A 13,148-nucleotide genomic window follows, 5' to 3' on the forward strand; every position below is an offset into this window, starting at 1 on the left:
TCACCAAAATTGAAGTATGCGCATCTACGTTAAATCTGAAATTTATCGGCACGTCAGCATATGTGGATTTCGCGTAGAAACGCGATTTCCAGTCCGATTTTGAGTACCTGTCGCGCTCAAAAACGTTTTTTCACAGTCTCGGCCGATTGGTGCCCGTCACGACAGGCAACAATCGGCCAACTACAGTCTTTCCCGTTCTGTTTGCGCGAAACCTTGGAATTGGCCAACACGCCCTCATAACAATGGCTATACCCAACTCCTCCGAGAGGAACGACAGACCATGACCAGACAAACCGAAACTGCCATTCTCGCCGGAGGTTGCTTCTGGGGCATGCAGGATCTGCTGCGGCGCTATTCCGGTGTGCTGCACACGCGGGTCGGGTACACCGGCGGCGATGTGCCGAATGCCACCTACCGCAACCATGGCAACCACGCCGAAGCCATCGAGATCGTCTTCGACCCTGCCGTGATCAGCTACCGGCAGATCCTTGAGTTCTTCTTCCAGATACACGACCCCAGCACGCCCAACCGTCAGGGTAATGACCTGGGCCCCAGCTACCGTTCGGCGATCTACTACCTCAGCGAACAGCAACGCGACATCGCCGAGGACACCGCTGCCGATGTCGATGCTTCACACCTGTGGCCAGGCCGGGTTGTCACCGAAATCGAACCGGCGGGACCTTTTTGGGAAGCGGAGCCGGAGCACCAGGATTACCTCGAGCGTATACCGAATGGCTACACATGCCACTTCATCCGCCCGAACTGGAAGCTCCCCAAGCGCGCCTGAGAGTCGTGCTTGTGAAGCGCAGAGGTGACCACTTCTGGCCGGTTTCAGCCGGTCGTGGAAGGCAGAAACCGGCCCAGAGTGTGTAAAAACGCCCGGACAAACCCTTGCTATGATTTCTGAGAATTTCATCGCAAGGGAAACCCATGAAACGGTTTATCCAGGGTGAACACCGAGGTCAAAGCACCTTACTTCCCGAATGCCTCGACGACTATGTCAGCGATACCAATCCGGTACGCGTGGTTGACGTTTTCGTCGATGAACTCAACCTGGCCAAGCTGGGTTTTGATGGCGTCATTCCAGCCGAAACCGGCAGACCTGCATACCACCCTGCGATCCTGCTGAAGATCTATATCTACGGTTACCTCAACCGCATTCAGTCGAGCCGACGCCTTGAGCGAGAAGCCCAGCGCAACGTCGAGCTGATGTGGTTAACCGGGCGTTTGATGCCCGACTTCAAAACCATCGCCAACTTCCGAAAAGACAACAGCAAAGGCATTCGTGGGGTCTGCCGCCAGTTCGTTGTGCTGTGCCAGCAGTTGGGGCTTTTCGAGGAAAACCTGATCGCTATCGACGGCAGTAAATTCAAGGCGGTGAACAATCGTGACCGCAACTTCACCAGCGCCAAACTGAAGCGGCGAATGGAAGAAATTGAGTCGAGCATCAACCGTTACCTGACTGCGCTTGATGCGGCTGATCGGAAGGTTCCAACTGCCTCCGAGCTAGATGCCACGCGTCTGGAAGAGAAAATCGCGAAACTTAAAACTCAAATGAAAGAGCTTCTGGTGATCGAGGTTCAGCTCAACGAATCCCCTGACAAACAGGTCTCACTGACCGATCCTGACGCCCGTTCGATGAAGACACGCGGCAACGGAATCGTTGGCTACAACGTGCAAACAGCGGTCGATACCCAGCACCATTTGATCGTGGCTCACGAGGTCACCAATGCTGGTTCTGACCGAGACCAACTCAGCTCGATGGCGAAGCAGGCTCGGGAAGCGATGGCCTCAGAAACGCTATCGGTAGTAGCTGACCGAGGCTACTTCAAGGGCGAGGAAATCCTTGCCTGTCACGACGCCAACATCACCGCCTATGTACCAAAGCCAATGACCTCCAGTGCCAAGGCGGAAGGACGATTCAACAAAGATGCCTTCATTTATGACCCGACGAAAAACGAATATGTCTGCCCGGCGGGAGAAGCACTGATCTTGCGCTTCTCAAGCGTTGAGAAAGGCATGAATATGCACTGTTACTGGAGTTCACGTTGCCAGAGTTGCGCGCTAAAACCCCAGTGCACACCGAGTACGGAGCGGCGAGTCCGTCGCTGGGAACACGAGGCCGTGCTGGAGGAAATGCAGCGTCGAATGAACCATGCACCTGACATGATGCGAGTCCGAAAAAGGACTGTTGAGCATCCCTTCGGGACGCTCAAACAATGGATGGGCTCGACGCACTTCCTGACTCGTAAGTTGGTCGGAGTCAGCGCGGAGATGAGCCTCAATGTGCTCGCCTACAACATGAAACGAGTCTTGAAAATCATCGGTACAGAAGGCTTGCTGAAGGCGATGGCGGCGTAAAAGCCCCAGCTTTTGCTGCTCCAAGAGGCGCTAAAGCGCTTCATAAACGCTTTGCAGCGCTACCGGTGCTAATCATGGCAAATGTTTAGGTAATCGCCTCGCCCGAGAGCGCTGGGCTTAGGCATCCCAGATACGAAAGTGTTTTTACACACTCTGGGCCAAAAGCTGCCGGTGGCGATTGCAAAGCGGGGCCAACAACCGTCTCTTACCCTTGAGTATCTTTCGCAGGGAGCGATTCATCGAAGGTGGCGGTACGTGCAAATCGACCGGCACATTCTCGAATGGGTTATTGCCGACAACCCACCAACTACTGCGAAAGTATTCGCGGCAGTTGGTGCTGATTGACAGGCGGAACTGCATCACGCCCATAAGGATAATTGCCTATCGATTAAAGGCGGAAGGCTTGTGCAAATGGACGCCATTAAAAATGGAGCTCTGTCGATTAGTACCGATAGGTTGCCTGCACTGAAACTCCATTCGCACTATTGTCATATTTGGCACTGTATTCAGGCTGAAGACCGGAGTCGTTCGACTGTTTTACGGAAACTTTGGAATCCCAGAGATAACCATAAGCAAAGTCTATCGTCAGATCGGGATTCGGCGAATAAGCACCGCCCAAGGTCACGGCCTGGCGATTCCCAACCGGAACGCGCACGCTGCGATCGGCATTTCTAATGGGCGACGGATCATAGGCGTAGCCTGCGCGCAGCAGCCATTGTTGGTTCAATTGATAGGACGCGCCAATTGCGGTGGCCCAAGTGTCGCGCCAGTTCATTTCTTCGGTCACACGTCCCAGGCCAGCCGCCTGGCCGAGGGGGGAAAGACCGCTGTTGACTGCCTCGACCTTCTGGATCCGGCTCCAACGTTTCCAGGTGGTCCCCAGGTATCCCGTCCAGCGACTATTGAAATGATGGGTGATAGACGTGTCCACGGATTCGGGCATGGTGATGTCTATCTTGTTGTCATACTTTCCGTCCAGCGGGATAACGCTCGGGGAGCCGGAAATCTCAGTATGCCCTTCGAGTTCATAGCTCACCTTCGAGTGATAGTTAATCCCCCAACTAGTTGCCTCAGTAAAGTCAACCAAGATGCCGACGTTGTAGCCAAGCGCGGTGTCATCGCCTTTGATGGTGACCAGTGTGTCCTCGCCGTTGTTCAGGGCGCCGGTGGCCAGGTAATTCTGAAGCTTTGCATTGAAACGATTTATGGTCGGTCCGCCTCCAATGGACACGTAATCATTGATCCGATAGGCAATGGTGGGCTGCAGGGTTATTTCTTTGGTCGTGCTATAGGAACCATGGTAGCGGCCCTGAAAAGAGCCCTCGTAATCATTGATCAGGCCACTCGGAGCATACAGGCCCAGACCAATCGAAAAACGCTCGTCAAGCGGCGTCGACATATAGGCGAAGGGCACGCCCCCCAAAGGTACCGAGTCCCCTTTATTCGTTCCTGAGGCACTGCTCTGTGCATCACTAATGTCGTCGCTCACCGAGACGACCGCGGCTCCGCCGGAAATCTCACTACGCTTCAACTTGGTCAAGCCCGCAGGATTCCCAAAGATGGTGCTGGCGTCCAACGCGGAAGACGACCTTCCCGCATACGCAGTACCCGCACTGCTTGCACTCTGTTCATTAAGGGCAATGCCATTGGCGCCCGCGGTTGCTGAGGCGGTGAGTATTGCAATGGCGCCGGTAAACTTAATCCAGGCAACACTTGCTCGCGGAGCGGAGAAATAAGGAATCGCACGGCTATTCAGTTTCATTTTCCACCTCTTTATTATTTTTTTGATTGCACGCAGGCAGGCTTCGCCTTCCTGTGCACTTGTCAGTGCCAGTTGAAGTTGACCGAAGTTGTGTAAAGACCCTGGCGGAACAGCACCAAGGCATGTTTGTTGGATTTACGGTGGCAAATCCGGGCTCATTTAAGCCATTCCACTTGAAAGCTGTAGCGACCCAAAAGGCGGGCCAGGTTCTCCTCATCGGCCCCGGCCCGTATGCATGCGACTAGCCCACGACGACCATCCTGCACCACGTCTACCGCAATCTCCTGCAGACACAGGCGCTCCACTTCCTGCTGGACTACCCTGGCAATCTCGCGCTGCTGCAAGGAGGGCTTGAATATCTTGCCCACGGCAGTCAGTGGCAACGTTTCGAGGATTTCAATGCGCTTGGGAACTGCAGCCCGCTCGCTGATGTTGAGTTGAGCGAACGACTCAAGTTCTTCTGCGTTGCAGGTGTGCCCGGGGCGCAGTTGAACGTAGGCGACCGGCACCTCGCCCGAATAGGCGTCGGGGCTGCCGATCGCAGCGGCCAGGGCGACGGCGGGATGTGCCTGCAGTGCCTCCTCGATTTGCTTGGGATCGATATTGTGGCCGCCGCGGATGATTAACTCTTTCTTGCGTCCGGTCAGCCAGAAGTAACCCTGTGCATCCTGGCGACCCAAGTCGCCCGTATTCAGCCAGCGCTGACCGTCGATATCGATCCAGAGTCCCTGGTTATGACGCTCCTCCAGATAGCCTTCGAAGAGATTCGGACCACTGATCGTAATGAGGCCGATCTCATCCACGTCAGCGTCGCGCAGGTACTCTCCAGAGTCATCGAGCAGGACCGCGCGCATATTCTGGTAGGCAATCCGTATCCCGATGGAGCCGATACGGCGCTCGCCATGGGGTGGATTGATTGAGGAGACGCAGGCGCCCTCAGTAAGACCGTAACCTTCAAGGATCTTTACCCCGGTCCGGCGCTCGAACTCACGGAAAAGCTCAGCCGGCATGGGTGCGGCGCCACACATTGCAAAGCGAAGACTGGACAGGTCGCGGCCCTGCCATTCATTTTGCAGAAGTGCTGCATAGACAGTTGGCACGCCGGAGAAAAGGTTGATACCGAAGTGCTCGACCATCTCCCAGAATCGTGGGATCACCCCCTCGCCACGATACCCCTGAGGCGTCCCGAGGATCACATGGTCGCCTTGAGTCCAAGGCGTCAGTCCAGTAACCAGTTGTCCGTTGACATGAAATAGCGGCAGGCCACAAAAGATAACCTGACCACCACTGCGTGGCTGCAGATGAGCGGACACAGCCCATGCATTGAATACTTCCGAACCATGGGTACGCGCGGCGATCTTGGGGAGCCCGGTGGTGCCGCCAGTACAGATGTAGGAGGAGCAGTCATCCTGGCGGATTTGCCGACCGCTTTTCAGGTGTGTGTGCGGCTGAGTATTCATCAGCGATTGCCAATCGTGGATCACGATACCCCTGTGTAAGCCTCGCACCTTCAGCGCCATGGCCTTTAGAGCCCCACGCACAGGTTCGGCGACATAGGGCTCCATGCTGACCCAAACGACAGACCTGACCGTGGGTAGCTGATCCAGCTGCGAAGCCAGTTTGGGCCACAGATCACTGCCCGCCGTCGGCGCAAGCGTTACCACCACGGATACCTTCGCGGCATTCAGCAAGCCAGCCATCTGCCTGGCCTCGAGCAGAGGATTGATCGCCATGACGATGCCGGCTGCCTCCCCGCCCCATATAGTGAAATGGGTTTCCGGCAGGTTGGGCAGGATGAAGGCAAGCACCTCACCCGGTTTTATGCCCAGGTCATGGAAGGCATTTGCCGCGCGGGTGATATCCGCGAATAGCTGAGAGTAGTTCCATTCGTAGGTGCGTTTGAAATCGGCGGCATCGGCGAAGAAACTTAGCGCCGGTGCCTGGGGGGTGTACTCGGCCGCCTGTCGCAGCGCTTCATAAGTACTGGAAGCCAGGTCACGCTCCGACAAGGGGACTCGTTCCAGACTTTCGATGTCGTCCAGGGTCTGCACAATCATCAGGCTTGCCCCACGACTCGGTTGCGTTGTAAACCGAGGTCGACCACACCATCGGCGCTGCGAATGCGCGCCTCGACCACGTCACCGGGCTTGAGATATTGCGGCCGGCTCTCCTGCGCCTTGAGAAAAAGTTTCCACTTGGTGGCTTCTGGCATCAGGGCCGCAATGCGCTGTTTCGCAGGTGAAGGGATCGTTAGCGCACAGCCCGCGGGAGTACCGGTAGCGATCAGGTCTCCAACGGCGAGATCTTGCACTGAGGAGAGCTCGGTAAGGGTTTCAGCCGGACCGTAAACCAGGTTGGCCGTGCTGTCGCTCTGGCGAACCTGGTCGTTGACCGTCAGACGCAGCTGCAGTGCTTTCAAGTAATGCATGTCCTTGGCATCCAGAAGACAGAGGTAGGGACCGACCGGACCAAAAGTGCGGAAGCTCTTGCCCTTGTAGAACTGCATCTGGGGAATCTGAATGTCACGAGCCGAGTAGTCATTGACAATGACGACGCCTGCAATGAACTCATGCAGATTGGCGTCGGTGATAGAAACAGCGCCGGTGATCGCGCGTTTCATCACAAGCCCCAGTTCAATTTCGTAGTCGAGGAAGCGCACGGTGCGCGGCTTGACCAGGTCGCTGTCAGCCGCTACCAGGCAACTCGTCGCCTTGGTGAAGATCATGTTGAATTTCTTCGCATCCGGGTCCATGCCCGACTCGATCATGTGCTGTCGATAGTTGGCGCCCTGGCAGAGGAACTGCTGGTTACGGGTCACCGGCGACAGCAGCTTTACTTCGCCCTCCTCCAGCTCAGGGCCTTTCAATTGAGCGAGGTCGTCGATACTGTTCTGGCGAATGAAGTCACCGGTGGTTTCAAAAACACCGGGGATGACCGTGATACGGCCCTGGCGAAGCACGCCCCAGTGGATACCGTTCTCGAATTCAAAACGGACTACGTGTACAGCAGACATTGAAGGTACTCCTGGAGCGGCGTTTGTCCCGCGTTCGGTGGCACGAGAACTGAGGTGTTGTTCTGTGGGTGGGCTGGCGATGTTGTAGATAAACGAACCGCCGGCGATCAAAGCGCCGGCTTTGAGCACGTATCGCCGGCCATACTGGGTTGAGTTGCCCGACATGGCGGCAGCTCTACCCGAACATCCGCATGAGTGTTATCAACTTGCGAATGGTTAAGTCCGGGCTGCGTCGCAGGTTGCGAATCAGCGCACGCAGACTGGTTAAACTTATCTTGGGTTTTGTAAAACTCTTGGGCATGCGCTGCCCCCACTGGGCCATGGCCTCGGGGCTTACCGGATGAATCCCCGTCGGCCGACTGGCCGTGAAAATATCCCCGTCGCAGTAATGCTCGTGCTTATTGCCCCATGGGTCCTGCCAGTAATCGAAGATCTGACTGCCCAGAATGTGTCGACCGATTCCCCATGAATGCTCCCAACCCCGCTCCCGCAGGAAGCGCTGCCCCATTCCCACCGCGTCTGCATCGACGACTTCATAGGCGCTATGGCTATAGGTCGCCATGAACCCTTGCGCTATCGCGAGCGTATGGTGTGCCGCGGGAATGTCACCAAGATCAAGGCGCATGAAAGCGACGATAGGCGTGCCGTCGGGGAGTACTTGCACATCGCTGGGAATAAACCCGAAATGCTGCGTATACCAGGCACAAGTCGCCTGGTAATCAGCCACTTCGATCACGATGTGGCCAAGCCTGAGTACTTCAGGGGGAGCAATCGGCGGACGCTGCGTGGCGTTGATTCGCGGTTGCTCGTGCGCCAGATTCCAGGCAAGCGGTGCCCGGTGTGCCAGCGTTTTACCTGGGGTCTGGTCGCAGACAGCTTCCACCGTGAAACCGGAAGGATCGGTCAGTCTGACGCAGTACCCGCCACCCGGATGGTCCGATTTCGCTACCGGTGAAGCACCTGGGATTCGGGTGAGCTTTTCCAGATCCTCACGAGACTGCACTGCCAGCCCAAATCCGATAAAACGTGCCTGTTCTGCAAGATGGATACGGTAACAGTATGAAGTGGGCTCGGTGGCGCGCAGGTAGAGCGTATCGGCGTCCTGCCGACTTACCGTCAAGCCGAAATCGGTCAGGAAACGCGCTGCCTCCTTCAAATCCGGTCTCTGAAAGATCAGGTGAGTCAGCGCCTGGGCCTTGACCGTCGGCTGCGGATGCCGGGCGGGTTGTTGTGTCGCTAACCGGTGCAATTCATTTCTGTTGTTCATTGTTCTTGTTTTCCGGGTTTTTAGGGCAAAGCTGTCCCGAACCCCTGAAAAATCAGGGGTTTGTCTAGTTGGGCCAGTTACGAACTCAGTCGAGAGACGGAAGTACCGGCAACTCTATGGTCGCCAACGCACGCGCCTCCTCTGGCGGCACACCCAATGCCCGCAGTACCAGCTCGGCGGTATCAGAGCCCGACTCTCGCCACGTTCTGTGACCTTCCAGCACCAGGAAAATCGAGCCAAGAACGCTGCTCGATATCAGCGTCAGTACCGAGAGCAATTGCTCCTGCGAAAACGTGTAGCGTCCAGTGGAAAGTCCGTTCAGAAGATCCGTAGTCGCTTGGCTGCTGAACATTTCGCGCAACGAAGAATTGCTCATGGCGAATTTGTGGATGAACGCCCCCCACTGGGAGTCCTCATGAGCTCGACGAATGAAGAACCGAATGCCATTGGCAAGGCGCTGAGCCGGATCGGAGAGGGAATTGAAGCTCTTGTTGACGCGCTCATGCATCTCCCTCGCGAGATGACTGGCGACCGCCTCGAACAGGCTTTCCATGCTGTCGATGTTGCTATAAACCGTTCCGCGCGCCACGCCTGCCTCTTGCGCGAGGTCAAGGATGTTCACTTGGGAGGTGCCTCTCTCGGCGAACAGGCGAAAGGCAGCTTGATGAATGCGGCGCTGTGTTGGATTCAGGGATTCCACGGTTCTCTCTCCAGGATTACCTCATGGACCGATTGAACACTCGTGTTCATTTTACGTCAACAGTATTTTTAAGCGTGTAGGTTTTTCTGTCTGAAAACCCACTTAAAACCTGATAATTCGGATGCTTTGATTGATATCGCCGAGGCAATAAAAGTCCTATACATTGACATAATTGAACACTAGTGTTCAATTATGTCGTATCTCAGGCTCGCCTTCTCGGCAAGCATCAAGCCCTGCCCATCGATGGAAACCAGTACCTCAACACCCTGAGCAAGCACTGTGCAGACAGCTCTCAAACGGTATGAACCCCTAGCGATGGCTGGCCGACTTTTCATTAGCTGAAGGACAGAACATGACCGGCTCAAAGCTCTTCAAACCGCTTCGATTGCCTAACGGCACGGTGATTCCAAACCGAATCGCCAAGGCTGCCATGGAGGAGAACCTTGCCGATGAGGACCACGCGCCAGGAGAAGCGCTGGTCAAGCTCTATCGGCGTTGGGCAGAGGGTGGTGCCGGTCTGATCATCACTGGCAACGTCATGGTTGACCGCCACGCCTTGACCGGACCCGCTGGCGTAGTGCTTGAGGACGATCGCAACCTGGGCGAGTTCAGGCTATGGGCCGATGCTTGCCGCAGTCGTGGAGCCCAGGCCTGGATGCAAATCAATCATCCCGGACGGCAGCTATTGGCTTCCATGGGGCAATCGGCACGGGGGCCCTCCGCGGTTGCCGTTGACATTCCCGGACTATCAAAGGCTTTTGTGCCGCCCAGGGCCTTGGATGAGCAGGAGATCGAAGAGCTGATTGAGCGCTATACCCATGCCGCAGCGCTAGCCGAGCGTGCCGGATTCACCGGGGTGGAGATTCATGCAGCGCATGGCTACCTGTTCAGCCAATTCCTTTCGCCCTTGACCAACCGGCGTAGCGACAGCTGGGGTGGCAGCCTGGAAAATCGTGCGCAAATTCTCCTGCGAACCATCGATGCAATACGTCAGCGAGTGGCACCTATATTTTGCGTTGCTGTGAAGCTCAACTCCGCGGACTTTCAGCGCGGCGGTTTCGATGCCGAGGATGCGGCTCGCGTGGTGGAAATGCTTAACGCCAAGGCGGTCGACCTGGTCGAGTTGTCTGGTGGCAGTTACGAAAGCCCGGCAATGCAGGGGCAGACCCGCGATGGCAGCCGCTTGGCTCGAGAGGCGTATTTTCTCGAGTTCGCGGAGAAAATAGGAGAAATAGCGCGCATGCCGCTGATGGTCACCGGCGGCGTGCGTAGAAAGGAGGTGGCGGAGCGAGTGGTGAGCGGCTCGGTGTCGATGGTGGGCCTTGCCACTGCGTTGGCAATCGAGCCGACCCTGCCAAGCCAGTGGATGGCAGGTCAGGACACCGAAGTGGAGCCCATCGTCGTCCGCTGGAAGAACAAGGCGCTGGCATCGCTGGCAGTGGCGTCGGTGATCAAGAAGCAGCTCGGCTTGCTGAGTCAAGGAAAACGGACAAAACCCAGGACGTCGCCACTCATGGCATTGATCGGCAATCAGCTGAAGTCTCGTCGTCAGGCGAAGAACTATCGGCAATGGATTGGCCGGGTTTAGCCGGCCGATGATGACATCTAGGGTAGCGGCTTACCGGCGATTCTCTTGGCTCTGGCAGGTGTTACGCCCAGAGCCTTGAGAATCATCTCGGCGACCCGCTGGTCGTGTTCCGCCACTACACGCCCTTCGACAACCGAGCGCATGGCTCCGGTTGTGCACGATACGACCATGTCCAGGGCGATCCCCTCGTCCTCATAAGCGAAAGCCCCCGCGCGCAGACCTTCACGCAGGTCGCCCAGCACATGAGCAGCCAAGCGCGAGCGCATGGCCTGATCGGAATGGATGATGCGCAGCAGTGCGTTGGCCCATTGATGGTCGTACGCGGCCCGGCATACGAACATGCGCACACCAATCGAAAGCCGCTGTGCACCGCAGTTCACGCCCGAACTCAGGGCGGAAATGGCATCGGAGAACTCACTCGCCATGGCGATGCCAACCGCCTCGAGCACTTCGTCGCGCGTTCGAAAATAGTTGTAGATGGTGCCGTTGGATACCGCGGCCTCCGAGGCGACATCGAGCAGTGCAATCTCCCCCACCTCCTTACGTGCGACAAGACGCAATGCCGCATCCACCAGGCCGCGACGGGTGCGTTCACGCTTCTTGTGACCTCGAGTGAGAGGTTCTTGCGTAGTTGCTTCTGAAGGAAAAGTGGGGGAAGGCATCTTCAGGCTCTTAATCGAGGGGGCTCGTTTATGGTAATGGAAACGCTATCGGTTGTGGCGTCGGCGCCAGCCAACAGGCCCATACAGTCTCGAACGAGACTGCCTGCATCGAAGCCGGGGCCGTGGTGCATGATGATACGGTCGGGGCGAACCGCAACCAGCGTGCCTTTGGCAGCCAGCGGCAGGATGCCATGGTTCAGGTCTTCGATGAAGTCGCAACCGCCGCCGGAGCGCTGGCCGCAGGGTCCGATCTGCAAGAAGTGGCCTCCCATTTTGTCCCAGGAAACGACCTGAGCAGCGGTCAGCAGTGACAACGGGTCAACACCGAATCCAACCAGGGTCAGGTTGGCTCCAAGAGCATCGTCGCTCAGTTGGATCTGCTGTTGCATGTTGCGAACCCACGCTTGGGGAAACAGACTGCCACGAACCAGCTTGTCGCCACGACGATGCTGCACGAACAGCCCCTGTTTGAAGATGTTCTTTGGCTTGATGTCCAGTTGCTCGAAGTACTTTCTGGTAGCGGGAGTCAACGCCAGCGTGCGCATCAGGCCGTGGATGAAGAACGCTGCGACCTTGTTTCTCGGCATCACCAGGCGGCCCATGAGTTTCGCCAGATTGATCATCGCCTGGGCATGGGGGCGACGCTCTACGTCATAGGTTTCGAGTACTGAAGGCGCGGCTTGGCCGCGAAGGACCCAGGCCAGTTTCCAGGCAAGATTGGCTGCATCGCGCAGTCCCGCTACGAGACCTTGCCCGACAAAAGGGGGGGTGATGTGGGCTGCGTCGCCGGCGAGGAAGATACGTCCCTTGCTGAATCTGTTGCAGCAGCGCGCGTGGAATCGATACACCGCCTTGCGCTCGATTTCCAGCTCCTGCGGATTGACCCATGGCGCGATGAGCCGGGCGATGCTTTCCGGGCTCTCCAGCTCCTCCCGGGATTCACCGGGTTGCAGCATGAACTCCCAACGCTCCCTTCCGCCGGGTGCGGGCATGTGCGGTGTTGGACGTCGTGGATCACAGATAAACTCGATGTGATCAATGGCTGACTTATGCCGGTTCCTGGCATCGACAATCAGCCAATCCTCTGCATAGGTTTGCCCTTCGAACTCCTGGCCAATCAGTGCCCTGACCCTGGAGCTTGCGCCATCCGCACCGATCACATACTGGGCGCAAACGGAATGAGAGTGTCCATTTTGATCCCGGACGGTGGCAACCACGCAATCCGACTCCTCGACCAGATTCTCCAGCTCGAAACCGCCCAGACTGGTCACTGACTTCAGCCGGGAAACCTGGCCGCGCATCGCTCGTTCGAGGTCGGGTTGATAGAACGTCACAAGCTTGGGATGGCCGTCGATACAGCCCTCAGTATTGGCTCGACCGAATTGCCCGAGGACCGGGGAGTGCATCCTCACTTCAGGAATAGCGATCTTCTCGAAAGCGTCTTCCGACAACCCGGCGAGTTGCAGGATGCGCAGGGCCTCGTTGTCCAGAGCAATGGCACGAGGCATCAGTACGATTTCATGGAGCTTGTCCACCACCAGGGTCGTAACCCCATAGCGGCCGAGCAGCGCCGCGATTGTTGCACCTACCGGACCGTAACCGACGACCAGCACATCGACGGCGGAGGGAGTCAATTCGGGAACTTTCTTGTTGTTGTTCATCTCGAGCCCTTGTTGTGATTGAAGTCGTGAGGCGTACAGGCCTCATCGTCAGGCAGAGTCAAGGTATGCAAAATTGAGAGATATTTCAATATTGATGTTTTTGTCATTAATTTTTTGAGATCATTACCGTACCG

The 13,148-nt window shown here is 56.8% G+C and carries 10 protein-coding genes; 3 read left to right on the top strand and 7 right to left on the bottom strand.

The genetic code is table 11. The features are described 5' to 3' along the window. Window positions 1-280: 280 nt before the first annotated feature. Both msrA and AC3ITY_RS20075 read left to right on the top strand, forming a co-directional pair. Window positions 281-787, top strand: coding sequence for a peptide-methionine (S)-S-oxide reductase MsrA (msrA, locus tag AC3ITY_RS20070; RefSeq protein ID WP_489304528.1), 507 nt, complete (start codon window positions 281-283; stop codon window positions 785-787). Window positions 788-930: 143 nt separating this feature from the next. Beyond that, the gene (locus AC3ITY_RS20075; protein WP_489304407.1) at window positions 931-2,361 is read left to right on the top strand and encodes an IS1182 family transposase; all 1,431 of its coding nucleotides are present in this window, start codon (window positions 931-933) and stop codon (window positions 2,359-2,361) included. Window positions 2,362-2,803: 442 nt separating this feature from the next. On the opposite strand, the gene AC3ITY_RS20080 is transcribed toward AC3ITY_RS20075, so the two are convergent. The 5 genes from AC3ITY_RS20080 to AC3ITY_RS20100 all read right to left on the bottom strand — a co-directional run bounded on the left by AC3ITY_RS20080 (window position 2,804) and on the right by AC3ITY_RS20100 (window position 9,103). Then, window positions 2,804-4,123 (bottom strand): outer membrane protein transport protein, encoded by a 1,320-nt coding sequence (locus tag AC3ITY_RS20080; protein ID WP_489304529.1) that lies wholly within the window; start codon window positions 4,121-4,123, stop codon window positions 2,804-2,806. Between the two features lie 155 nt (window positions 4,124-4,278). After that, the gene (locus AC3ITY_RS20085; RefSeq protein WP_489304530.1) at window positions 4,279-6,180 is read right to left on the bottom strand and encodes an acyl-CoA synthetase; all 1,902 of its coding nucleotides are present in this window, start codon (window positions 6,178-6,180) and stop codon (window positions 4,279-4,281) included. Further along, window positions 6,180-7,136, bottom strand: coding sequence for a fumarylacetoacetate hydrolase family protein (locus tag AC3ITY_RS20090; protein ID WP_489310951.1), 957 nt, complete (start codon window positions 7,134-7,136; stop codon window positions 6,180-6,182). The genes AC3ITY_RS20085 and AC3ITY_RS20090 overlap by 1 nt, the downstream gene beginning before the upstream one ends. Window positions 7,137-7,311: 175 nt before the next feature. Continuing rightward, on the bottom strand, window positions 7,312-8,403 hold the full coding sequence (locus tag AC3ITY_RS20095) for a VOC family protein (protein WP_489304531.1): 1,092 nt from the start codon (window positions 8,401-8,403) through the stop codon (window positions 7,312-7,314). An 85-nt stretch (window positions 8,404-8,488) separates the two neighbouring features. Next, on the bottom strand, window positions 8,489-9,103 hold the full coding sequence (locus tag AC3ITY_RS20100) for a TetR/AcrR family transcriptional regulator (protein ID WP_489304532.1): 615 nt from the start codon (window positions 9,101-9,103) through the stop codon (window positions 8,489-8,491). Between the two features lie 352 nt (window positions 9,104-9,455). Between AC3ITY_RS20100 and AC3ITY_RS20105 the strand changes: the two genes are divergently transcribed. After that, window positions 9,456-10,691, top strand: coding sequence for an NADH:flavin oxidoreductase/NADH oxidase family protein (locus AC3ITY_RS20105; RefSeq protein ID WP_489304533.1), 1,236 nt, complete (start codon window positions 9,456-9,458; stop codon window positions 10,689-10,691). A 17-nt stretch (window positions 10,692-10,708) separates the two neighbouring features. On the opposite strand, the gene AC3ITY_RS20110 is transcribed toward AC3ITY_RS20105, so the two are convergent. Both AC3ITY_RS20110 and mhpA read right to left on the bottom strand, forming a co-directional pair. Then, complete coding sequence (locus AC3ITY_RS20110) at window positions 10,709-11,353, bottom strand: TetR/AcrR family transcriptional regulator (RefSeq protein ID WP_489304534.1); 645 nt, start codon at window positions 11,351-11,353, stop codon at window positions 10,709-10,711. A gap of 2 nt (window positions 11,354-11,355) precedes the next feature. Further along, window positions 11,356-13,014 (bottom strand): bifunctional 3-(3-hydroxy-phenyl)propionate/3-hydroxycinnamic acid hydroxylase MhpA, encoded by a 1,659-nt coding sequence (gene mhpA / locus AC3ITY_RS20115; RefSeq protein ID WP_489304535.1) that lies wholly within the window; start codon window positions 13,012-13,014, stop codon window positions 11,356-11,358. Window positions 13,015-13,148 lie beyond the last annotated feature (134 nt).

Source organism: Pseudomonas sp. GL_091 (assembly GCF_057837725.1).

What these genes read in the sequence shown, in the direction of transcription:
- AC3ITY_RS20105 (WP_489304533.1), top strand. Translation starts at nt 9,456, where the DNA reads ATGACCGGCTCAAAGCTCTTCAAACCGCTTCGATTGCCTAACGGCACG.
- AC3ITY_RS20080 (WP_489304529.1), bottom strand. Translation starts at nt 4,123, where the DNA reads ATGAAACTGAATAGCCGTGCGATTCCTTATTTCTCCGCTCCGCGAGCA.
- AC3ITY_RS20085 (WP_489304530.1), bottom strand. Translation starts at nt 6,180, where the DNA reads ATGATTGTGCAGACCCTGGACGACATCGAAAGTCTGGAACGAGTCCCC.
- mhpA (WP_489304535.1), bottom strand. Translation starts at nt 13,014, where the DNA reads ATGAACAACAACAAGAAAGTTCCCGAATTGACTCCCTCCGCCGTCGAT.
- msrA (WP_489304528.1), top strand. Translation starts at nt 281, where the DNA reads ATGACCAGACAAACCGAAACTGCCATTCTCGCCGGAGGTTGCTTCTGG.
- AC3ITY_RS20095 (WP_489304531.1), bottom strand. Translation starts at nt 8,403, where the DNA reads ATGAACAACAGAAATGAATTGCACCGGTTAGCGACACAACAACCCGCC.
- AC3ITY_RS20075 (WP_489304407.1), top strand. Translation starts at nt 931, where the DNA reads ATGAAACGGTTTATCCAGGGTGAACACCGAGGTCAAAGCACCTTACTT.
- AC3ITY_RS20110 (WP_489304534.1), bottom strand. Translation starts at nt 11,353, where the DNA reads ATGCCTTCCCCCACTTTTCCTTCAGAAGCAACTACGCAAGAACCTCTC.
- AC3ITY_RS20090 (WP_489310951.1), bottom strand. Translation starts at nt 7,136, where the DNA reads ATGTCTGCTGTACACGTAGTCCGTTTTGAATTCGAGAACGGTATCCAC.